We start from the raw sequence: 23211 nt of genomic DNA, 5'->3' as shown, positions 1-23211 counted from the left end.
TGTACCGCAAGCTCCCTTCATCTGCGAGCATTTTAAAGTAAAAAAATCTCTTGTTGCCGCTCTTGAAAGGAAAACGAAAAAAAGCGGAAGATTGCCTAGGGCAATTCTCCCGCCTTCTGGAACCTGCCACTTACCGGTTTTGGACCAGACCGATGATCGTCACCATGAGCACTAGCAGTTGGATGAGTGTATCGTTGCTCATTCCAATCGCCTCCATCCCATATGAGATACTCCTTCGGCCGTTTCCCCTCTCCCCGAATCATGACACTTGTTCCCCAATACATACCTATGCAGGCGGCGGGAAGCTTATGATCTGTAGTGAATGAAAATTCTCCATATTCATTTAAGGCTTGATCCAGGACCATTGCAAATCCATTTCCTGAATGCATTCGCGGTTATCGTGTTCATCATTGGCGACCAGCGGGGTCACCGGATAGATGCTCATATCGCCCTGTTCATACGTGCACAGCAGCGGCAGCAACTCATCTATGTTCTTAATAGACGGGTTCAGCCATGAATCCATATTCGAGGGTTCCAAAATGGCGGGCATACGGCCGTCAAATTCACGAATATCCGCATTGGCCTGCACCGTCATCATCGTACAGGTACGCAGCGGCTCCTTACGGCTATCCTGCCATACCTCATACAATCCCGCGACCGCAAACATTTTCTGTCCCGGCAACACCACCCGCACCGCACACATACGTTTACCGAGCTTTCGCCAATAATAAAAGCCGTTGCAAGGAATGACACAGCGCCGGGTTTCGGCCATTTTGCGGTAACTAGGATTCACTCGTACCGTATTCAAATCGGCGTTGACACAATCCTTGCCCCAGTAGGGGATAAATCCCCAGCGAAATTCATCTAGCACCCGTTCTCCATTCTGATGCAGGACGATGGGAACATGCTGGGTAGGGCTCATGTTATAACGCGTTTTATAATAATACATCACCCGTTGGATGCCAAAATGATCCCTTACCTCGTCCAAATCAGCCGATAACGAAAATCTTTTGCACATATGCTATTCATCCTTCCGCCTTCTTTTTCATCTATTGTGCGGATATACAAGGAAAAATATGCATAAAGCAAAAAGCGCACGCCAAGAACATATAGCAATATCCCCGCAGTTTTGAAGCTGCGGGGATCAATGCTAACTTATATCGTTACTATTTCTTTTCTACTGCATGACCGCCAAATTCATTACGCAGCGCGGCAACGACTTTCCCGTTGAACGTATCTGCATCCAGAGAACGGTAACGCATTAGCAAGGACAACGCAATAACCGGAGTAGCCGCCTGAATGTCCAATGCCTCCTCAACCGTCCATTTACCTTCGCCGGAAGAGTGCATAACCCCGCGAATTTCATCCAGATTTGCATCCTTGGAAAATGCACGCTCGGTCAAGCCCATCAACCAGGAGCGAATAACGGAACCGTTGTTCCAAACGCGTGCCACTTGCTCATAATCGAAGTCAAAGCTGCTTTTCTCCAGCACTTCAAAGCCTTCACCAATGGAGGCCATCATACCATATTCCACACCGTTGTGAACCATTTTGAGAAAATGTCCGCTACCGGATTTACCTGCATACAGATAACCATTTTCCACCGCTGTGTCGCGGAAAATAGGCTCAACAAATGCCCATGCTTCCGGGTCGCCGCCGATCATGTAACAAGCGCCACTACGTGCACCTTCCATACCGCCGGAGGTACCGGCATCCATGAAGCTGATACCGTATTCCTTCAGACGGGCATGACGAGCAATCGACTCTTTGTAATGAGAGTTACCACCTTCAATAATAATATCCCCTTTGGACAAAATTGGTTGAAGCTGCTCCAGCACGGAATCAACAATTTGATGGGGAACCATAATCCACAGTACTCTTGGGGATTGGGTCGCCTGCACAAGCTCTTCCAGTGTGGAAGCACCTGTAGCACCGTAATCCTTCATTTCTTGAATCGCTGCTGCATTGACGTCGTAAGCGACAACTTCATGCTTGTGATCGATCAAGTTTTTTCCGAGGTTCAAGCCCATTTTTCCCAAACCGATTAATCCAACTTGCATTGTAAAGGCCTCCTGCCGTAGCAAAAATATATTCTCAATGTAGTGATGTGTACATGTTTACGAACGAACAACCGCTTTTTCAGAACGTTCTGACTTTTGATCCAGCCACCATGTAAAGCCCTGTTCCTCCAACAATTGGTCAGAAGCCTCTGGACCGTAGGAGCCTGCCGCATACGTATGAAGCGGAACTTCGCCGCGAGCAAATGCTTCCAGCACTGGCTGTACCCACATCCATGAAAGCTCAACTTCATTCCAGTGGGCGAAATAGGTGGAGTCGCCGCGCAGCGCATCAAAGATGAGGCGCTCATAAGCTTCCGGTACTTCCTTGGCCTCTGATGTGTAATTCATCAGCACCGTCTCCAGTTGACCGTTATTCAGCGGGTCCTTACTGTTCAGACGCAGTGTTACCTTTTCATCCGGGTTCACATGAATCGTAAGCAAGTTCGGCTCGGAAGGCTGTCCTTGAGCCGCATACGGGTCTGTGCTATCCTTTTTAAATTCCACGACGATACGTGTAGATTTTTCCTTCATGCGTTTGCCTGTGCGAATATAGAACGGCACACCTGACCATTGCTCATTGTCAATCCACAGACGAGCTGAAATGAAAGTATCATTTTGTGAGTCCGGTCCAATGTCCGGCTCTTCTTTATAGGAAGGAACTGCTTTTCCGTTAATCTCACCGTTCGTGTATTGGCCTCTCACCACGCTGGAAGCAATATCGGAAGGATCAAGCGCACGCAACGCCTCCATAACCTTGCTTTTTTCGTCACGCACCTGATCTGCCGTTACATGCCCCGGCTTATTCATAGCCGCCATCATTAGCACTTGCAGCATGTGATTCTGCACCATGTCCCGAATAGCTCCGGAGTGATCATAATATCCTGCGCGTTCCTCGACGCCTACAGTTTCGGAAGCGGTAATTTGCACATTGGCAATATATTGATTGTTCCACACACCCTGAAGCAATGGATTAGCAAATTTCAAGGCTTCAAGATTTTGCACCATCGGCTTACCCAGGTAATGGTCAATACGATAAATTTCATCCTCGGCAAACGTTCTGCTTAAGCGATCATTCAGCTCACGTGCCGATTCCAGATCATGTCCGAATGGTTTTTCGATAATAAGCCGTTTCCAGCCCTTCGTTTCAGCCAAACCGCTTTCCCGGATGTTGAGGGCAATCACATCAAAAAATTCCGGTGCCACCGATAAGTAAAACATGCGGTTCCCCGGAATTCCCAAGTCATTTTCACGTTGCTCAGCAAGCTGCAACAGCTTTTTATAGTCTTCAGGGTGATTGACGTTCAATGCACTGTAGCGGAAAGCGCTCAAGAACTGATCCATCTGTGCACGGTCATTATTCACGTGCCTGGAAAAATCCTTAATGGATTGTTCTACGTTACTTTGAAACTGTTCGTCAGCCACTTCACGACGCCCCATACCAATTACAGAAAAGGAAGCCGGAATTTTACCTTCGACAAACAAATTATACAAGGCAGGGTAGATTTTACGTTTAGCCAAATCCCCTGTCGCTCCAAATAAGACAAAAGTCATTGAATCCATGAATTATTCCTTCTTCCCATTATAAAAGATGAGGTTATTAAAAGTTACCTGAGGAATTAACGTAACCCATAATACACCCAAAATAAGGGGCGAGTCAATCAAATTTTAGCGAAATCGTGAACATTCGATATTTCCTGTAATGATAACGTTTTCTGTGGTATGATTGACGTAAGGAATGAGAAAAAACTGTTAAAAATGTCACAGTTGACACAAGCCAAGATAGTTACTATTGGTAAACAGAGTTACTTTTAGTATACTGTTTAAAACAACCAATGAAATTGAGGGGATTCAGATGAGCGACGACAGGCAGCCTAAGCTTTTGTGCGGCAAGGTGGAACAGTCCTTTCAGATCATCAGCAAAAAATGGACCGCTCTCATCATCCATACTTTGATGGAACATCCCAAACGATTCAGTGAAATTCATGTTTCTATACCTGATCTTAGCAAACGTATGCTGAATGAACGCATTAAAGAGTTGGAACTTAGCGGCCTGATCCTTCGCCATGTCATTACAGAGCGGCCCGTGCGCACCGAGTATTCGCTGACCCGCAAGGGTAAGGAGCTCGGTGATGCATTGAATGGTGTAGAGATCTGGGCCGAAAGATGGCTCTAACCGCTAACAGGAGCTCGTCATACACGGTCTCCTGTTATTGTGTTACCCTTTAGGAAGCGTAATACAGGGCAATAATACGAAAATAATGGTACGCCTCCGACACTCATGATTTCGGAAGAAACCAAGGAAGGATGAACTCGATGGCGTTTGGTATTAACCGACAGGAGCTTTCAGCCTGGAAAAGAGAGGTCAGTCGCGGCGAAATTGCTTATCTGACTCATTACTGGCTGGATGATCGTTTTCCAGGTATTACAACCGTAACCAAGGTGGGTTGTTCCAATTTGGACAAGCTGCGTTTATGGTGCAGCCATAATGGATTAGACCCCCAATATATTCACCAGCGTCAGCCCTATCCCCATTTTGACCTGATCGGCAACAAACAAACGGAAATTTTGCGCAAGTATGGCATGAGCGAGCAATTGGAACGCTTCGGCCTTCATTTTCACACAGGTACACGTCCACCGTTGTAAACCGCAGCTCTTAGAGCTGCGATATTTTTGTTTTCATACCGGATAATACTTTGTGTATCCAGATTGCTGACATTGCTCCTTCTCCCATCGCAACAGTCGCTTGCTCAGCATGCGCTCCCAAATCTCCGGCTACCCATACATTCTCTACATTGGTCATTTTACTTCGTGGATGAGTCTCAATATGCTTGTTATCCAGCAAGTGCACGCCCAACTGCTCGGCCAGCTCTGAATGGACATGGTTGCCTCCAAAGGCTAAAAAGCCTCGCTCTGCCCGAACAACCTCTCCATTAGCCAATTGAACTCCTTCAAAATGTCCCGGTTCCTCGATCATGATCCTGGAAATAATCTCCTCCTTGTATCCAATTCCGTTCTCGCACAGCTTCATCATCAACTCGTCCGGCACCTCTGAACGATCATGGTTCACATAAATCAGGTGGTCCGTACGCGCCGATAAAATCAGAGCCATGGAAGCTCCGGCTTTTCCCGCCCCCAACACAACCGTACTGCGATCTTGAATCTCGTATCCGTCACAGTCCGGGCAGACATACACACTATTGCCCAAGCAGCCCAAAAGCCCCTCCAGCTTTGGAAAACGATCGGTCAGCCCCGTTGCCAGCAGCAGCGTCTTTGAGGAATACACCGTTCCCTCTTCCACTTGAATGGCAAAAAGCTCATCTCTCTTGGCAGCTTTCACCGCCTTACCTTCAACAAATTCAGTTCCTAGCTTCGTGGCCTCATGACGTCCAAGCCGTCGCAGGTCTTCACCTGAAATCCCGTCAGGAAAGCCCAAAATATTATGATACTGATGACACAATGTGGACCGACCATAGCCCGAATCAATCACCAGAACCCGATGACTGCTATATCTTCCCAATTGAATGGCTGCTTGCAGCCCGGCAATCCCTCCGCCAACAATAATGCAATCATATGGCATATATTTTTCCTCCCTCATCAATAACACCTATGTAACCCTCTCATACAAATTTAAACGTAGCATCACCCGCTTCCGCCTGAATTAACCCCTGAATCATCCCTTTCACAAAAAAAGAAAAAAGTACATATCCAGAAGCTCACTCCTTAAAAATGGAATAGCAAAAAACACTGTGGAAATCCACAGTGCTTTTTGCAGGCCAAACCTGAATCATCGTAGCATCGTCTGGCTTATTTAAACGTTTTTACGCGTTCTTCAATAGGTTGGAATTCTTTTTCACCTGGTTGGAATGTCGGTTTACCGAATGGCAATTCAGCAATCAACTTCCAATGCTCAGGAATATTCCATTCATTTTTCACTTTTTCGTCAATCAAAGGATTGTAATGCTGAAGGGATGCGCCCAGTCCTTCTTGCTCCAAAGCTGTCCATACAACCAATTGCAGCATGCCGCTGGATTGGTTAGACCAGATTGGGAAATTGTCCGCATAAGCTTCAAATTGTTGTTGTAATCCAGCCACTACATTGTTGTCTTCAAAGAACAATACAGTACCGTAACCGCTACGGAAGCCGTTCATTTTCTCAGCAGTAGATTTGAATTGCTCTTCATTGCCTACAACTTCGCGCAAAATATTTTCTGTGATATTCCACAGTTTGTCATGATGCTCACCGAGCAGTACAACTGCACGTGAGGTTTGGGAGTTGAAAGAGGTAGGTGTATATTTAACAGCTTCCTCTACAATCTCTTGAATCCGTTGGTCGGAAATTACTTGTTCTTTGCTAATACCGTAATAGGAGCGTCTTTCTTTCAGAGCTGTGAAGAAATCTTTAGCCATTTTTGTTACCTCCTGAGAAAAATTAATTACTTTTCGTAACTAAATATATATTGTATTTGTCTTAAGGTCAAGAGATTTCTTTTTAAATATTACCAGTTCCTTGATTCATGATACGCAGCCATTCTGTTCACTTTCAAATGGATCGAACAAGCTCTCCTGCTCCGTTGGATACTGCTCAGCGTGATCCCGATTTACGGGTTGTTCCTGATGGTGCAGGTCATCGTCAAATGGGGGCATTTTCGCTTCCCTCCCTATCGAATTGGTGTCCACAGTATACTTTTACCTTTCAGAACAGGGATTAAACGCAAAAAAGAGAAAATCTCCACAAAGATTTTCTCTTCTCACGTTTTTATTTATAGTTGAATCCATTTCATAAATGATTAAGCTAACAAAATGTATACTACATATAGACAAACTAAACCATTTTGATCTATATGTACTCTTTATTAAAACTACTGAGGGTATTATGAAATTGATTCAGTTGGTTGTGTGAAAAAGATGTGGTTTCAGCTTCTCTCCTGCTACAAGCTTCTGCACCAATTCTGTACCCGCAGCAGGCGTCATCTGACCATACCAGTCCCCTTGAGGGTATACGATCACAACCGCAGCATCGTGACAACGGCCATTACAGCGAGTTCTGGTCGTATGAATATAAGCCTCTGCGTTTTGTTCACGGATTTCATCCCGAATTGCTTGTGTAACTTCTTCACCTTCATGCCGCATACACGTGCCTCCATTACAGATCAACACATGATGCTTCATCGGTTCCAATTCAAAAATAGCCATAGCTTCCCCTTTAATCAACGGTTGTTGGTTTATTCATGCTTATCTGGATAAAGAACAAGCTGTGCATCCATCTGCCCGTCTTCAATCGTCAGCACGATAAATGAATATTCGTCCTCGCCGCGCTTGTCTGTCGGAGATCCGGGATTGAGAACGAGCAAGCCGTCCAACTTTTTGACAACTGGAATATGCGAATGTCCGTAAATCAGGCAATCCAGCGTTTCTCCCTTAAACGTATTCAGTGCGATATTCTCTGTCGAGCCGCGCCAGCCGTGACCGTGGACCATGCCGATCCGTTTGCCCTCGACTTCAACGATTTTTTGATAGCCCAGACGCTCTACGATGTCTACTCCATCATTGTTTCCGGCAATCCCTTGCACAGGTGCAAATTCGGATAGCCTTTCATATACGAACCAATCCGTCCAGTCTCCAGCATGGAGAATGAGATCGCTGCCTTTGAGCTCCTGTACAAGCCGACCAGGAAGCGCTTTTCCTCGGTGCGGCATATGAGTATCTGAAAGTACGATGATTTTCATAGCATTTCTCCTTACCAGCGTCTTTACACGGATGGGCTCTGCTGCTCAACCCGCTGCTGAAGCCCCTGCTCCAGATCCCGCAGCGTAACCGTTTCGAAAAACGCCTGTATTTTCTGCTCTGCTACGGTATATAATCCGTCTAGCAAAGCGTCGATGTTCTTACCTACCTCGCAATTGTGATTGCTGTCACTATGGATAGCGAACAGCGGACCGTCGTCTTTGGTCGCTTCATATATCATTTTAAGATTAATATTTGAACTGGACATGCTCAGACGAAAGCCCCGTGCTCCTGGTGAGGAATCAACCAGACCAGCTTGCTTGAGCCGGCTCATGATTCTTCTAACAACCACCGGATTCGTATTGATACTGGAAGCGACAAGTGTCGAAGTCATCCGCTCCGGCGCTCCTTCAGCCAGAAGAAGCAGACAATGGATACTAACGGAAAAATGGGTACTCATGTTAACCACCTTTATATGTGTGCCTCATTAATATTTGTGTACATATGCATAGTTTCATCATACCACAATGAGAGGCACCGACACAGCGCTTACTGCACCTTACTCCGGAAAATAGTCATTTTCAGGGCGTACTCGCACCTTTAGCTGGCGGACGCTATACTCCAGTTGCTTAACGATGTCCTCCAACTGGCGTCGGTCAAGTGCGTTATAATCGGCGGCAGGCTTGGGTGCGTTTTTCAAATCACGTATGGTTGCCTGCTGCTCCTGCCACTTGTCCATCAGATCGGCTATGTTCGCATAGAAGCGTTCATAATCCTTTATCACTTCATCCAGAAAGGCGTCCACCTCATCAGGATCATAGCCGCGCATTTTATTTTTAAACTGTTTTTCATGGATAGAGAGCGCGTCCAGTTGAATTCCCAGTTGCTTAAACAACTGCTTTTGCTTATCCAGACGACGCTTCATATGTTCATCCATCGGTTATTCCCTCCTTAACACACTATTCTTTTTATATCACATTCTACGTCGGGAATAAAAGTCTCTGCTGATTGCCCAGTCCTGTGAGCGGGTATAAAAGAGCATACGCACAGTATGTATAGATCCATTCAGACTACGAAGGGGAGATATAATCATGAGCCATAATCGTTGAAGACTTCATGCTTCTCTGTATGCCTAGGTATTCGTTTATCTAAAAAAGCAGCTTGTCCCTGTGACAGGCTGCTTTTTATGCTTTCTGAGGACTCGTTTATCCGGTTTATCCGATCTCTACCCGTTTCCGGCTGCGGGCCGACTCGATACAAGCGTCGATCACCTTCATATTGCTTACCGCGTCTTCAGGTTCATATGGCAACGGAACACCGTCAAGCACCGCTTTGGCAAAAGCATCCGCTTGCAGCTCAAAGGAATTGTAGCCTTTAAGTCTTTCCTCGCGTGTAACCGAGCCGACATGGACGAAAATTTGCGGTACGACAGATGACCTTTCCCAGCCGAACATTTTAGGCATCGCAATCGTCCCTTTGCTACCCAGAACCTCCATATTAGAACGGTCCGCTGCCCACATGCCACAATCGAAGGTAAGGTTCACCCCGCCCGGAAATTCCAGCAGACCGGATGCCATCATATCGACATTGTCATGCTCTGGTGAAAATAAAGCATGTACTGTCACCGCCTCCGGCTCCCGGTCCAAGTACATACGGGCCGCCGAAATCGGATATACGCCTGCATCGTACAACGATCCACCGCCCATGCTTTTATTGAAGCGCACATTATCTGCCTGATCGGCATTGTTGAACGTGAATGTGCAATGAATGCCGCGAATGTCGCCAATTTCCCCGCTATTGATGATTTCCTTAATTCTTCGATGCTTCGGATGATAGCGATACATAAAAGCTTCTGCAAAAATGACTCCTGCATTTTTACATGCCTCAATCATGCGGCTTGTCCCGGCTGAGCTAAGAGAGGATGGTTTTTCGCACAAAACGTGCTTCCCCGCTTCCGCGGCCCTGATCGTCCACTCTTCATGCAGATGGTTCGGCAACGGGATGTACACCGCCCCGATTTCGGGATCAGCCAACAATTCCTCGTAACTTCCATAGCTTTTCGGAATATCGAACTCCTGGGCGGCCTCAGCGGATTTATCCGCATTGCGACTAGCAATTCCAAGTACTTCTCCGCGCTCGGATTGCTGAATCGCCGGAATTACAGCAATTTTGGCAATCTCCGCAGTGCCTAAAATTCCCCATTTCAGCTTTCTACCCATCATTCTCATCCTTTCGTGGTCAGGAATAGTTGTCCTGTTCCGCTTTGTGCAGCATACCCAGGCAACGGTCCAAATCGGTTTTGACCTGCTTCTTGTACAGTCGCGCTTTCTCCTCCCCATCATCTGTAAAATGATAGAGTACAATTTCCTGAAAATCCACGCGAGGATCTGTGCCTTTTAACCGTTTGGTACGGTAAAAGACGCCTTCCTGCACTAGTTCATGCAGCGCCCGATAGACTTCACTCTGAGGCGGAACATATCCAAAACCACTAAACTCATCCTTCATCGATTCAAGCATCTGATATCCGTAACCGCGATGCTTCTCCACCATTGTGATTAGATAAATTTTGATAAAAGCCCGCTGGGATATCATAAACGCCATTTCACGGCCTCCTCTTCACACCATTCTCTTATATCTTACCTTCCATTATAAACCACTCAGCGCCCATACACTAATGTTAGGGGGATTTTCAATCTCTCCCTTGTGACCTGTTTGAAGTTGGCGGGAGATATATAATGAAGCGTTGTGAGATAGTCGGCGAAGTGGCGGTCTGTGATTCTGTCTTTTTCTATTATGAATTTTTCATATATTGAAATAATATAATTAAGACTAAAAAAATAGAGTTACAGATTACGAAGACTTAGTTAATTTCTTTAAGGCATCCGTATCGTTACTTGTCAAAACAGGAATACATTCTGTTATTTTTTGGATATCCCAATTCCACCACTCTAGTGTTTTGAGTAGTTCAATCGTTTCCTCGTCAAACCGATAACGAATTAATTGGGCCGGATTTCCCCCTACAATAGAATAAGGCAAGACATCTTTAGTCACTACGGCATTGGACGCAATGATCGCTCCATCTCCTATATGAACTCCAGGCATAATGGTAGCATTGTAGCCTATCCAAACATCGTTCCCAACCACGGTATCCCCTTTGAAACCTCCACTTAAATTGGGTAAACCAGCTGCCCACTCTCCACCAAACGCCCCAAAAGGAAAAGTGGTAAATGCATTTGTATTGTGATTTGCACCATTCATAATAAATTTGGCCTGGGTTGCAATTGCGCAAAACTTACCGATTTTTAATTTATCCCCTATAAAATCAAAATGGTAAAGGACGTTTTTTTCAAAATCCAGAGGATTATGTTGGTCGTCATAATAGGTATAATCCCCAATTTCGATCTGTGGATTAACCACTACATTTTTCAAAAAACACAGACTTCTAATATTTTTCATCGGAAAAACGCTTCCTGGATCTGGACCACTCATGTAGCAACACCCCTATCATGTTATAGATTCACCTTAAATGAAAAGGCACGTCCAAGTCTAACAGCATGCATGCCATTAAACAAATGGAGAAAATAAAAGTATCCCTCGGCCTTGTTACATGGGCTTCGGGATACTTTTTGTGAAAATATGTGATTGGGATTACCAAATCAGGCTTGCTTTTGCAAGGCTGGCGGACCTCCAGCCGGGCGTGGACGAATCCGAAGCCCCACAATCCATTTTCCCAGAGGCAGACGCGCCAACAGCCACGTGCCTGCAACGGAAAAGACCATACAAAGGACGAACGAAGCCAGCGTGCGAAGAATCAGGCTCCAGTCTGCAAACAACGTCTCGTCAAAAGAGTACGTGACACGCAGCATAAAGGCGTGCATCAGATACGCTCCATAGGACAACGTCCCGATGGCAGTCAGCAACCTCGCGGCACGTCCGCCCTTATGAGCAATCCACGTTGCCACACGGTAAGCAACAAAAATAGACGTGACACAATATACAGCCATGACCGGACGCAGCAGAGACAAGTAGTTAAAGGAAAGAACCGTGCCTCTCGGCGTCTGAAACAGACCGATCATCTCATACAGCAAGTAGCCTGTAATTACAATAAACAACGGCCAGTATACGATTTGCGCCTTGGTTACCCAAGCATTCCAGCGCCGGACATTCATCCCGGCTGCCGCGCCTAGCACAAAATAAAAGAAAAAGTAAATCACATTCCGATCAGCGTAAATTGTGAACCAGGAAGTAACCACCGGAAGCTGGAGCCCATCCATCCATCGGTACATCGGCCCCACCGCGAACATGAGCATGATGTACAGCACGCCGACTCCAGCCAATGCAGCGGGTCGCCATGTTGACGGCAATAACGCTGACAAACGGCGGACAGCATAACGAAACACTGGAAATAGCACATAACACTGGATAATCATCACGATATACCACAGATGATAGCTGCTTTTCCCATTCAAAAGCTTCTGGAAAAAATCTAGCGGGTGAAGATGCCATCCGCTTTGAACAAGCTGATTTCCCAATTCGTACAAAAGAGACCATATGATATAAGGCACGATGATGTCCATGAACCTTTTACGTAAAAAAGTTCCATACTTTAAGGGTCCATCATAATTGTAAAATAACACCATGCCGGTGATAAACACAAACACGGGAACTGCAAATTTAGAACACAGCAGTAAAAGTGTCATCAAAACTCCGTCCTGGATGCGCGCCCCTTGCGCAACCGCAAAATGTGCGACGGAATGCTGAAGAACAACGGCGGCAAAAGCCAGCCCTCTCAGCAAAGCGACTTCGGAAATTCTCTCTTTTTGACTCATGTCACTCTCCTGTTATGTCTAGAAATATATAAGTCTATTATAACGACAATTCTGTAAAAATATATAGAAGGATAAACGACAATCCAAGCAAAGCTTCGCTTATCTCTGGTTTATCAACGAGCATACATATGGAAAAGCAGCAGCCTTCCCTTTCGGGGAGACTGCTGCTGTAAAAGTAGATGAATGAAAACAGAACTTCATTTCAAACCAAAAATTCGCATAAAAAAGCTGCTGTTCAACGCTTGGGCTTCGTTCTGTTGGTCGCCACGGCTTCCAGTGGGTCATCCGGCCAATAATGCTTGGGATATCTGCCCTTCAGGTCCTTTTTGACTTCAAAATAAGCCTCGCTCCAGAAGCTGGACAAGTCGGAGGTTACTTGCACAGGTCGCTGCGCAGGTGACAGCAAATGCAGCACGATCGGCACGCGTCCGCGTCCAATACGCGGCGTATCTCGCATACCGAACAACTCTTGCAGCCGCACTACCAGCGCGGGCGCCTCAGGATTCGAATAATCGACAGGAATGCGGGAACCGCTGGGCACACGGATATGCGTCGGCGCTTCCTGCTCAAGCTGCTGCCGCTGTTCCCAATTCAGTCTGCCCAGCAGCAAGGCAGCACCGTCCAGCCGTTGCAGATCGGATACATTTTTGGCTCCAAGGGCAAAGGGCAACAGCCACGAGTCCAGTGAATCCAGTAATGCTGGCTCGGTGCTGTCTGGCCAATCCTCGGGCGATGAGAAATGCATAAAAATCAAACGCGCCTGCAACTGGAGGGTTTGCCGATTCCATGACAGCAGCTTTAGACCGCGTTCACGCACACCCTGCATCAAGGCGGCAGCGATTTCCTCTGTCGGAGGACGCTCATAGGACGTTTCCTTTAAAACGAGTGCGCCGAGCTGTAATACCTTACGCGCTCTCACTGCTGACGCTGAGCTGTCCCAATATACATTTGCTTGCTCCAGCAGCAATTCGCTGCAATGCTCGATCAGCTCTTGCAGTTCAATTGGAGCCGCGAGCTGAATGGCACCGTCTGCCCCCTCGTCGTCCACTTCGGCGGCGACGAGATAGGACGAACGCGACATCCACTCCACCTGTCGGAGTCGCGCACCCCGGCCGCCGCTCAGCAAAAAGCGGCCATCCCCCCGGCCCTGCGCGATCCGATCCGGATACGCAAAGGCCAGCAGCAGCCCGCAGGCCGCGGAGCCGTCAGGCTCGTCCTGCCCTGCGGCTGCTTTCGGCAGCGTGGCTAATAGCTGCCGACTCTCCTGCACGATACGGCGAATCACCGTATCGTCTGCCGCCCGCAGCAGGCTGTGCGTGCTGCGGGCGTGAGCCGCCTCGCGCAGTACGTCCAGCCGCGGGCGCAAATCCGTTCCGCCATGGGTGCGGAACGGGTCCCGCTCTTGCAGCAACGCAGCGAGGCGGCTGGCGGTCGGCGCCAGGCCGAGGGCGGCCGCGCGCAGCAGCATGTGCCCGAGGCGCGGATGCGCGCCCAGAGCGGACACCTCGCGCCCGTGCGCGGTGATGCCGCCTGCCGTGCCATCGGCTGCGGCATCCAGGCAGCCGAGCTGGCGCAGCAGGCCCGTGGCCTGGCGGTACGCCGCCTCAGGCGGGGCATCCAGCCAGCCCAGCTCGGCTGGCTCACGGACGCCCCAGGCGGCCAGCTCCAGCGCGAGCGGGGCCAGATCCGCCGCCGCGATTTCCGGGCGGCTGGCATCGGGGAGAGCGGCGTGCTCCTGCGCGCTCCACAGCCGGTAGCACACGCCCGGCTGAAGGCGGCCCGCCCGGCCGCGCCGCTGATCGGCGGAGGCTTTGGACACCTTGACGGTGGTCAAACGGCTCATGCCGGTTCGCGCGGAGAAAACGGATTCCCGCGACAGCCCGCTGTCTATTACGACCGTAATTCCGGCTATCGTCAAGCTGGACTCGGCAATCGAGGTTGCCAATACGACTTTTCGGCTGCCCGAAGCCGACGGGCGTATCGCTTCATCCTGCTGCTCCAGCTTCATACTGCCGTACAGCGGAATCACCTTGACATGTGCAGGAAGATTCCTTGAAGCCAGCTCACGTTCCGTTCTATGAATTTCTCTGGCCCCTGGGAGAAATACCAGCAGATCGCCTTCATGAGCATGAAGGGCCTTGTCTACCGTCTCTGCCGTAAAGGATTCTAACGTAGTCGATGAAGGCTTGGATATATGAAGCGTCTCTACCGGAAATACCGTACCCGGACATTCCAGCAATGGAGCATCCCCCAATAGACGGCATACAGGCTCGGCCTCCAGTGTGGCAGACATGATCAATATTTTTAAATCAGGCCGCAACAGCGCCTGACTTTGCAGGGCAAGCGCCAAGCCCAAATCTGCATGCAGGCTACGCTCATGGAACTCATCAAAAATGATCAGGCCGATCCCCTCCAACGCCTGATCATTTTGCAGCATCCGGGTCAGCACGCCCTCCGTAACCACTTCAATCTGCGTATTCGGCCCTACTTTTGTATCCATGCGAACCCGGTAGCCCACCGTCTGCCCGGTTTGTTCTCCCAGCGCTTTCGCCATTTGCGCCGCTGCTGCACGTGCAGCCAAGCGCCTTGGCTCCAACATCAACATTTTTTGCCCCGCCAGCCACGGCTCGTGCAGCAATTCAAGTGGCGTAACCGTCGTTTTGCCTGCCCCCGGCTGTGCAATCAATACGGCAGCCGGATGGGATCGCAGTGCATTTTTAAGCTCAGGTATAACCTGCATGATAGGCAGTTGTTTATCTGTCAATGAAATCTCTCCAATGATACGCGGATGCGTAGAATCTAAGTGTTGTTTCTATCTGAGTAACCAATTTACTTTATTATTGTGAATTTTTCACTACCTGCAATTATTATATTTTGAATGACGAAGCTACGCTTCTATCCCTCCAACCGCTTACGCACAGCCGACTCATATTCATAAAATACAGACGAAGTATTCAGCCCTCTTTCCTCCAACAGCATGCGAAGACGAAGCGATTTTTCAGTCAGCTTGCGACTGATCCGCTGTTGCTCTCCCGACTCACGACAAGCGTGGAGCAAATCGCGTAGCTGGACGCACTCCTTTTGCAGTTGAAGCTCCTCTGGTAAAATGCCTGCATTTTTCAGCAGCTTGTACGACATACGTAACTCCTCTGGCACATGTGATAAATCCTCAATAGCCAGCGGTTTGCCTGCTCCTGCCAAATTATCAAACTCACCTTTTGCCATGGCTTCGATAATTTTTTGCTCGGCCATTCTGGAGAACATTCCCATAGGTCAACTCAACTCCTGTATAAACATATGTGCAACCATATTGGATCATAAAAATGGGGTCTTTCGTCACTGTAGCATAAATCTCCAGAAGATGTCCTGCATTCATGGGAAAAAGGGAAAGAGGGGAGGGATTACTCTTCTATTCCAAGCAATTGGAATACTTGTGTTCTATGTTTCTTGGCCCTACGTGTTCCGTGGATGAGATTGGACAATCGGCTAGGGGGGATATGATATGTCTCACAAAATGTTTTCTGGTCAATTTGTTTTTCAACCAGCTTTTGTTTGATTTTCCACCCAAAAGGGGTTACAGCATTGCGTTTATTCAACTTTATTACCTCCAGGTTAAGTTTTGCTCTCATTATCAGTCCGTTAAGATTTTGATTTGCACGTTTGGTATTGATTCAAAAGATCATCCAGTTTCTTGGATTGTTCAATCACTTTGGGATGCGTTAAAAATCCGTATTTTTTCTGGACTTGGTACAGTCTTTTTCTCGCCCGCTCGACACGAAGTAAAGTCACACCTTGATTCATCATCAGCATGATTCCCCCTTCTGTGTCATATCCTAATGCAAAACGTCAACTTTTGGATTATTTAATGATTCGCTCAACAAAAAAAGTGCTTCCGGAATACTCCAGAGGCACTTTATGTCGATCTATGTTCATTTTCAGTTGTGTCCAAGTTGCTCAGAGATAAACTTGGACACAACAATACCCTCGAACCGTAAGGTTAGCAGTCGTTATTTCTTACTCTCCCTGTTAAGCACCTCCAATGGTATCGTGAAGCTGAATACTATGGTGCTGGTTATAAGCATGATCAGGTACAGCCACAATAAACAAAAAGCTAGCTGCCGACGATCAATAGACCCATTTTTTTACATTGTCTAACCAAACCTATAAGATTTACATACGATTTAACCTTGAAAAAAATCGCCCCTAATAATAAAATAATTTTTCTTTTTTCCCTTGACTAACTAAGTTCTCGTACTTTACATAAGCTTTGACGTCTGAAAATTCTTTAAACTGTTCAAATAATCTTATGCACCTAATAAAAAAAGCTTCTTTATTAATGGTTAATGATTTAGATAAAACGTCTAACAAGCACTTAAAGCCAATTGAGTATCTACCCCTATTTAAGTAATATTTAGCTAATTCATATTTAAAACGCGTGGATTGTTCTGGTACTACTTGATGAGTATACATATCAGCAGGTGGGTTCTGTTGAGCAAAAAAGTCAATCTTCGTTTTAAACCTTCGAAGTATATCATCTACATCTATGTTATATTGGTTAGCCGCCATCATAACGTTCAACAGTTTTGTAACCATTTCTTTTTCAGTGGTATCTGGCGATGCAGCAATATATTTAGCATAATCTTTTAGCACGCTTATATCTCCAGATAAAAGTTTGTATGTGTAAATATTACCTTCTGCCCAATCTTTGAATAAGTTAACCCAATGTTGGGTATCCTCGTCCGTCTCTATGACCCAATCTAAATCAGCATAGGCGTATGTATATTGAAGAGCTTGTTGATAATCGCCTTGAGTCTCACAGACACCTGAACACAGTAAATCGGCGTAGGTGATATACACAAACATGGGACGGCTTAGCTTCTTAGCAGACTCACTTCGTTCTCGACTCTTCTCTTGATGTTTAATAGTATATTGGATTTCCGCTTTATTTCTCATTTTTCTCGCCATTTCATCGACCTTGTCCCAATCACGCAAAGATCGGTACACATTCGCCAAATCTTTTAACGCATCAAGCTGATCTATTTCATCCAGACGTTCGACAAAGGGTTCAAACAGCGTAGCTACTTTGAGATTACGGCTTTGATCGTCTCCAACCTGAATCGTGAATATACGATACTGACAGACTGCCAAGCGCTCGGAGTGCTGGTACTTCTCCCCTTCTGCCACACTCTCATAGAGCAGCAGTGCGGCAGCATTTTGTCCCTGTGCAAATAATGCTTCTGCAATGTCAAATAGTCTGGGAGAATACAATAACTTGTCCATGATTGCTCCAACCATTCTTCGGATCGCATCCAACTTGTCCAGCTCCGCACAACGATATAACAACGGCTCAATTCGGCGCATATTGGGGGAACGTTCTATAATGTAATTTTCTATGTATAAATCGTAGAAGTAGCCTTCTGGTAACCCCATAGCCAAAGTGATTCGGTCAAGCTGCTGTACGGAAACAGGGCGATGCTGAGTAATCCAATTACTAAGCGTTCTTTGATGAACCCCCGAATATTCCGCAAATTGCCCCAATGTCATGTCATTTTGTTTTAAATAATCCTCAAACTCCGCCGAAATCGTAGGTGTATGCTTCAAGTCATAACCACCCTTCATATAAAAATTCCATAATTTAAAAAAACATACTTTATTCTTCTCCAAAATTAACCATCTATCAATATATTATGCAACTAATGTTTTAAATGAAATTTATGCATAATCCACACATAAGAGAATACTGTGAAACAAGTAGCAAAGGGGAAATTGAATTGTCTAAATAAAAGGTTGCACAGTGTTGACATGGCTATTTCATTTCTCTATATACATTAACCACCATTAAAATGCTGTAGAGGTTCCAGGTAGGAATTCTGTTGATCCTTTTTAATTTAATAAAAAATCCCCTGATTTTGATCAATCAAGGGGTAAATAGGTTTATTTCTCTCGCTTTGATAATGCGAAATTGATTATTTCTCCAAACACAGTTCCAGTCAAAATTGCATAGATACCCATAGCACTCAGCTTATATCCTAAAGCGTAAAATAACCCTATACCTATTGCATAACCCAACAAAATCGCTGCATAACGCTTTAGAAACTTACTCATGGCATACAAGTGGCAGGGTCAGGTCGATACGAGCAGTTGAGCAGATTAATACGGATGCCACAAAAGAAACTAACATTCTCATGAAAGTCCTCATAAAATACTCCCACCTTAATTTATACTTCAAACACTGAAATATTAAGTAATTGTTGGATAAAAGTAAGGGGGAATTTGTCGAATGAGGAATCCGTTAAAAAAATTAACTCAGTTGTAATTTATACTTTCCATTACGCAACAAAGCTTACGGACAAACCGTCTTTTTTCATATCATCCACGCACTCATATGGAGTGCGACCCAAACAATCAGCCCATTTTCGTCCAATCTCCTTAGAATTTCAATCCACGCACTCATATGGAGTGCGACATGGAATCAATGGACGTTATTAAGCGCCGTGTCGAGATTTCAATCCACGCACTCATATAGAGTGCGACTTTGTACATTACACAACAGGAGGCTACTACATGGATTTCAATCCACGCACTCATATAGAGTGCGACATGGCTAAACAAGGAAATGGCGGCATGATGTACGAAATTTCAATCCACGCACTCATATAGAGTGCGACTGGGGAACTTGCTTTTAAGAGCATACCAAGCGATTTCAATCCACGCACTCATATAGAGTGCGACTATCCAAAAAATCTACGACCAAACAGATAAACTAATTATTTCAATCCACGCACTCATATAGAGTGCGACGATTCAAAGGATGGAGAGTTTACGACCCTTGGTGTATTTCAATCCACGCACTCATATAGAGTGCGACCGAAGAAAAGTTTCTAAATCAACTCCATACTTTTCAGATTTCAATCCACGCACTCATATAGAGTGCGACACGATCTTGGGATGCTTTTTCATCCCACACGTAAGAATTTCAATCCACGCACTCATATAGAGTGCGACTTTCTTGCCGCATTTACCGCAATACTCATAATCAAATTTCAATCCACGCACTCATATAGAGTGCGACGCCAAAAATGTTTCACTTAGCGGCCACTTTTCCAATTTCAATCCACGCACTCATATAGAGTGCGACGACAAACGAATCTTTATTGTCGGTCTCCGAGAACCGATTTCAATCCACGCACTCATATAGAGTGCGACCAACTTGTCCACTGAATAAAAAGTGTTACTTCTAAGATTTCAATCCACGCACTCATATAGAGTGCGACTTTTATATCAAAAAATAAAGTCAGAAAACTAAGCTAATTTCAATCCACGCACTCATATAGAGTGCGACTGCATTTGTGTCGTAAATAAGGAAACAAGCAAAATTTCAATCCACGCACTCATATAGAGTGCGACAGCGAAAATGGGTCAAAACAAACCCGTTTCAGTTCATTTTAGCGTAATTTTGAGCGTACGGCATCAAAAAGAGCATATTCCCTTTATGATGCATTCACAAATCATTCATATTCGACAGGATTTCGACAAAATCTGAGGTGCGAAGGACCTGGAGAATTCATGTGAGCTTCACATTCGCACTTGAAAAAACTCGCTTCAAATAATTCTTTTTGCTTGGCAACAAGTGCATATAACATGAATTGGATAACTCACTTATAGAGAAATGATTTCATGTTTTGTAGCTCATGCTCTGGTTATGCTACCACAAAAAAAGAAGCATACACAGTAATCTCTCACTGGAGATGCTTCTTCTCAACTTCTCATATCTATCAGCCTAGGTTCATTTCACCTTGGCCAGCCCTGCCACCTGAGATGGAGGAAGCGCCCCTGCGAATATACTTAGTTCATCAATAGCGCCTTTAAAGGCAGGGTCCCACCAGTTAACACCCAAGCTGAACGTTCCTGCTTTGGATGTAAATACATCTGGAAATCCTGTTCCTGCAAACTGAGGTTTGCCATTCACGTACACGGATAACACTCCATTGTCTACAGTGAAGGCGAGGTGTGTCCACTCATTGGTTTTGATTTTCATACCGGTGCTGCCGGTATACCAAGGCGAGCTACCGGACCAAAGCATCGCGTTGTCTCCCTCGGGACCTTTGGGCAGCAAGCTAATCCAGTGATTACTATCCATAGCTCCGAAAAAAGTGGGGGTATACAGCGTCAGCTCACTCGGATGAACCCACAGGGACACGGAATATGCAGAACTGGATATAATCCCTTGGGGCAGCTTAATTCCAGATTTTCCATCCAGCAAGACCGCTTGACCACTTGTACCCTCCGTGTAGGTGACAGTTCCTCCTTCACGATCAATCCGGTCCCCGATGACCTCACCATTCGCAAAAGCAGCTTCACTGTCCTCAAGATTATTTTCAAATTTATATTGTGCGGTCAGCGTTGCCATCTCATAAGGAGATACTGTGATGTTAAAGGCTTTGCTCTTACTGCTCTCCCCTTTGGTAATGGTAGCGGTCAGGGTTGCTGATGCAGCCTTTTCTCCGATTTCAGGACGTTTAACCTCGCCTGTATCAGAAATGACGTTCGGGTCTGAACTTTTCCAAGTAATCGAAGTTTGCCGACTTCCTTGCTTTGGAAGGGATATATTGGCTACTACCCGACTTGTATCACCGAGGTCCAAATCGCCATATACACTTTCAACCACTGTTGCATCCGTCGAAGGAGCGAACTGACTCCCCCAGGCCATTTCCCCTGTTTTGGAAACAACCGTAAATGTCATTACATATTGCTTGGTATAGTCATCCCATTGTCTAATGAAAACTCCGTCAAATACGGTGCCTTCCAGCGTCAGCTGAACACTCGTTTCTCCTACCTTGCGCCACGTTCCTTGTAGCTCACCTGTGACGGTGTGATCTGCTTTTAGCTGAATAAACTGCGCTTGCTTGATCGCCGCCGACGTATCACTGCCATGATTGATATACTGATATTCTCCAACGACTTGACCCTCATCCAGCTCTGTAAGAGTCTCACCACCATAACGGTAAGGAGCTACTACGGGCCAGCCTTCCTGGTTCATGAACATCTGGTGTATGCGCAATTCATGCTTCTCTCCCTGCTGAGGAAAGCGGGTATGAAAGACAACAAACATTTGCCCGTTATCAGGATCGGTATAAGCAGAGTTGTGGCCAGGCGATACGTAACCATAGCCAATTCCTTCGCCTGGATCACCCATTTTACTGTTGAACAAAAAGTTACCTATCAGTTTGTTGCCAAAAGCGGCATTCTTGGTGTTAGCAGGTAAAACGGCGTTCTGCCCCTTGGCATCCTTATAAGGTCCTGACGGATTGTGGGACCGGAATAACCTCATGTTATAGCCACCATCCGAGCCAAGTCCGCCATAAGTTACAAATAAATAGTAGTAGCCCGTCTCTTTGTTGTATTCAATGTAAGGGCCCTCTCCTGATTCCCCATATCCGCCCGCAATTTTGGTGCCAAAATAACGATCAATCAGCCGACCATCTTTCGTCGTTCCGTCTCGACCTGGATATATAGGTTTTCCTGTTTCTTTATCCAGCTCAAGTAAAAAAATCCCCCCAGACCATGATCCATATGTCATCCATAAACGCCCTTCTGTATCATAAAAGATAGCTGGATCAATCGCATTCGGAAACATTTTATTTGCGTAAGAACCATCTGCGTTGAACCATCCCGCTCTTGGACCTTGCAGCTTGCCTTGATCAACCAACTGTTGGATCGGCGTGTTGGTCCATTTTTTATCCACTTTGCTGTCCTTGTCGTAGGCACTGTCCTTCGTAAAACCAGTATATATAATCGTATCCACATATTGATAAGGACCTTCGATTTGGGGTGCAACAGCAACACCGATCGCGGAACGAATGTAGGTAGAAGACGCACTATAATAAATCATATAGGCCCCTTTTGTCCCATTGTCATTGACATAATGCTCATTCCAAAATACATCAGGTGCCCAGACCGAGAATCCTCCCTTGCTGTCCGAATCATTTTCCCCTGCCCAAGCAAAGGAACCTGCGAGATTCTTCGATAAATCCCCAAAAAGCGTGTTTCCCGGAGTTGTGTAACCGTTTGCAAAAGAAGTCCAGTTTTGAAGATCCTTGCTCTTCGCCGCCGAAATATGTGAACCAAACACATAATAAGTATCGCCGTCTTTGACGATGGAAGGATCATGAACGGATACCTCGGAAAAAGCGGGCGCATCCTGCTTATCCTTCTGCTCAGATAGTGCAGCGGAAGCGTCACTCATTCCCAATGAAGACCCTGCAATCATTAGTAATAATGCTAACGTTATTAAAAAACCTCTCTTGATTCCATTTGCTGCAACCCGCCTTTTCATCCTCATCTGCCCCTCTCTGGAATTGGAGTACAGCGATATATATTCTACATCGATCAGTAAATACCTTTATGTTTTTAAGAATCATAAAGGTATTTGTAAAATATATTTTGAGTAGATAAAAGGATTTGCGTTGTTTTCTAGTTTGTTTAAAATGGACGCAGTGTGTGATGGAAAGGTCGCACTCCGTAAAGAGTGCGACACTAAATTCTTAAAGCAATGATAATACCATATTTTGATTTCAATCCACGCACTCCATACAGAG

23 protein-coding genes and 2 CRISPR repeat arrays (1 of these 25 running past the window's edge) are annotated in these 23211 nt (G+C 46.0%); of the genes, 2 read left to right on the top strand and 21 right to left on the bottom strand.

The window, feature by feature from the left end:
• Positions 1-95: 95 nt before the first annotated feature.
• The 4 genes from NST83_RS10795 to zwf form a co-directional block, all read right to left on the bottom strand.
• Positions 96-365, bottom strand: coding sequence for a hypothetical protein (locus NST83_RS10795; RefSeq protein WP_342417561.1), 270 nt, complete (start codon positions 363-365; stop codon positions 96-98).
• Complete coding sequence (locus tag NST83_RS10790; protein ID WP_137062854.1) at positions 344-1018, bottom strand: SOS response-associated peptidase; 675 nt, start codon at positions 1016-1018, stop codon at positions 344-346. The genes NST83_RS10795 and NST83_RS10790 overlap by 22 nt, the downstream gene beginning before the upstream one ends.
• 148 nt (positions 1019-1166) lie before the next feature.
• Positions 1167-2060, bottom strand: coding sequence for a phosphogluconate dehydrogenase (NAD(+)-dependent, decarboxylating) (gnd, locus tag NST83_RS10785; protein WP_137062853.1), 894 nt, complete (start codon positions 2058-2060; stop codon positions 1167-1169).
• A gap of 57 nt (positions 2061-2117) precedes the next feature.
• The gene (zwf, locus tag NST83_RS10780; protein ID WP_342417560.1) at positions 2118-3620 is read right to left on the bottom strand and encodes a glucose-6-phosphate dehydrogenase; all 1503 of its coding nucleotides are present in this window, start codon (positions 3618-3620) and stop codon (positions 2118-2120) included.
• 292 nt (positions 3621-3912) lie between these two features.
• Between zwf and NST83_RS10775 the strand changes: the two genes are divergently transcribed.
• Together NST83_RS10775 and NST83_RS10770 are read left to right on the top strand one after the other, a co-directional pair.
• Positions 3913-4233: a helix-turn-helix domain-containing protein gene (locus NST83_RS10775; RefSeq protein WP_137062851.1), complete on the top strand. Its 321-nt coding sequence runs from the start codon at positions 3913-3915 to the stop codon at positions 4231-4233.
• A 140-nt stretch (positions 4234-4373) separates the two neighbouring features.
• Positions 4374-4703 (top strand): hypothetical protein, encoded by a 330-nt coding sequence (locus NST83_RS10770; RefSeq protein ID WP_137062850.1) that lies wholly within the window; start codon positions 4374-4376, stop codon positions 4701-4703.
• A 10-nt stretch (positions 4704-4713) separates the two neighbouring features.
• Here the strand turns inward: NST83_RS10770 and NST83_RS10765 are convergent, their stop codons facing one another.
• The 17 genes from NST83_RS10765 to NST83_RS10685 all read right to left on the bottom strand — a co-directional run bounded on the left by NST83_RS10765 (position 4714) and on the right by NST83_RS10685 (position 22949).
• Positions 4714-5637 (bottom strand): NAD(P)/FAD-dependent oxidoreductase, encoded by a 924-nt coding sequence (locus NST83_RS10765; protein WP_342417559.1) that lies wholly within the window; start codon positions 5635-5637, stop codon positions 4714-4716.
• Between the two features lie 227 nt (positions 5638-5864).
• Entirely contained in the window at positions 5865-6467 is a 603-nt protein-coding gene (locus tag NST83_RS10760; protein ID WP_137062848.1) for a nitroreductase family protein, read from the bottom strand.
• A gap of 105 nt (positions 6468-6572) precedes the next feature.
• A complete protein-coding gene (locus NST83_RS10755; protein ID WP_342417558.1) occupies positions 6573-6704 on the bottom strand; it encodes a hypothetical protein in 132 nt (43 codons plus the stop codon).
• A 240-nt stretch (positions 6705-6944) separates the two neighbouring features.
• Positions 6945-7253: a (2Fe-2S) ferredoxin domain-containing protein gene (locus NST83_RS10750; RefSeq protein ID WP_342417557.1), complete on the bottom strand. Its 309-nt coding sequence runs from the start codon at positions 7251-7253 to the stop codon at positions 6945-6947.
• Positions 7254-7282: 29 nt separating this feature from the next.
• Positions 7283-7786, bottom strand: a complete 504-nt coding sequence (locus NST83_RS10745; protein ID WP_342417556.1) for a metallophosphoesterase family protein — start codon at positions 7784-7786, stop codon at positions 7283-7285.
• Between the two features lie 23 nt (positions 7787-7809).
• Positions 7810-8244, bottom strand: a complete 435-nt coding sequence (locus NST83_RS10740) for an Rrf2 family transcriptional regulator (protein ID WP_342417555.1) — start codon at positions 8242-8244, stop codon at positions 7810-7812.
• Between the two features lie 99 nt (positions 8245-8343).
• Positions 8344-8721 carry a DivIVA domain-containing protein gene (locus tag NST83_RS10735; RefSeq protein WP_014281231.1) on the bottom strand — a complete coding sequence of 126 codons (378 nt, stop codon included), beginning with the start codon at positions 8719-8721 and terminating at the stop codon, positions 8344-8346.
• 277 nt (positions 8722-8998) lie between these two features.
• Positions 8999-10003, bottom strand: coding sequence for a Gfo/Idh/MocA family oxidoreductase (locus NST83_RS10730; RefSeq protein WP_342417921.1), 1005 nt, complete (start codon positions 10001-10003; stop codon positions 8999-9001).
• Between the two features lie 19 nt (positions 10004-10022).
• Positions 10023-10385, bottom strand: a complete 363-nt coding sequence (locus tag NST83_RS10725) for a helix-turn-helix transcriptional regulator (protein WP_014281229.1) — start codon at positions 10383-10385, stop codon at positions 10023-10025.
• Between the two features lie 249 nt (positions 10386-10634).
• The gene (locus tag NST83_RS10720; RefSeq protein WP_137062843.1) at positions 10635-11273 is read right to left on the bottom strand and encodes a CatB-related O-acetyltransferase; all 639 of its coding nucleotides are present in this window, start codon (positions 11271-11273) and stop codon (positions 10635-10637) included.
• A gap of 167 nt (positions 11274-11440) precedes the next feature.
• Positions 11441-12613, bottom strand: coding sequence for an acyltransferase (locus tag NST83_RS10715; RefSeq protein WP_342417554.1), 1173 nt, complete (start codon positions 12611-12613; stop codon positions 11441-11443).
• Between the two features lie 235 nt (positions 12614-12848).
• Complete coding sequence (gene hrpB, locus NST83_RS10710; protein WP_342417553.1) at positions 12849-15377, bottom strand: ATP-dependent helicase HrpB; 2529 nt, start codon at positions 15375-15377, stop codon at positions 12849-12851.
• A gap of 131 nt (positions 15378-15508) precedes the next feature.
• Positions 15509-15883 (bottom strand): DnaJ family domain-containing protein, encoded by a 375-nt coding sequence (locus tag NST83_RS10705; protein ID WP_342417552.1) that lies wholly within the window; start codon positions 15881-15883, stop codon positions 15509-15511.
• A gap of 131 nt (positions 15884-16014) precedes the next feature.
• Complete coding sequence (locus NST83_RS10700; RefSeq protein WP_342417551.1) at positions 16015-16209, bottom strand: XRE family transcriptional regulator; 195 nt, start codon at positions 16207-16209, stop codon at positions 16015-16017.
• 43 nt (positions 16210-16252) lie between these two features.
• Positions 16253-16414, bottom strand: coding sequence for an aspartyl-phosphate phosphatase Spo0E family protein (locus tag NST83_RS10695; RefSeq protein WP_189338259.1), 162 nt, complete (start codon positions 16412-16414; stop codon positions 16253-16255).
• A gap of 402 nt (positions 16415-16816) precedes the next feature.
• Complete coding sequence (locus NST83_RS10690) at positions 16817-18214, bottom strand: helix-turn-helix transcriptional regulator (RefSeq protein WP_342417920.1); 1398 nt, start codon at positions 18212-18214, stop codon at positions 16817-16819.
• A 764-nt stretch (positions 18215-18978) separates the two neighbouring features.
• Positions 18979-20020: direct repeats of the CRISPR family, unit length 32 nt; unit sequence ATTTCAATCCACGCACTCATATAGAGTGCGAC.
• 379 nt (positions 20021-20399) lie between these two features.
• Complete coding sequence (locus tag NST83_RS10685; RefSeq protein ID WP_342417550.1) at positions 20400-22949, bottom strand: LamG-like jellyroll fold domain-containing protein; 2550 nt, start codon at positions 22947-22949, stop codon at positions 20400-20402.
• Between the two features lie 166 nt (positions 22950-23115).
• Positions 23116-23211: a CRISPR direct-repeat array (repeat unit 33 nt); it runs 1220 nt beyond the window's last position.

It is taken from the genome of Paenibacillus sp. FSL R10-2782 (assembly GCF_038592985.1).
Lineage (GTDB): Bacteria > Bacillota > Bacilli > Paenibacillales > Paenibacillaceae > Paenibacillus > Paenibacillus terrae_C.
Note: the sequence above shows the minus strand (reverse complement) of the source record. Positions and strands in the feature narration are given on the sequence as shown.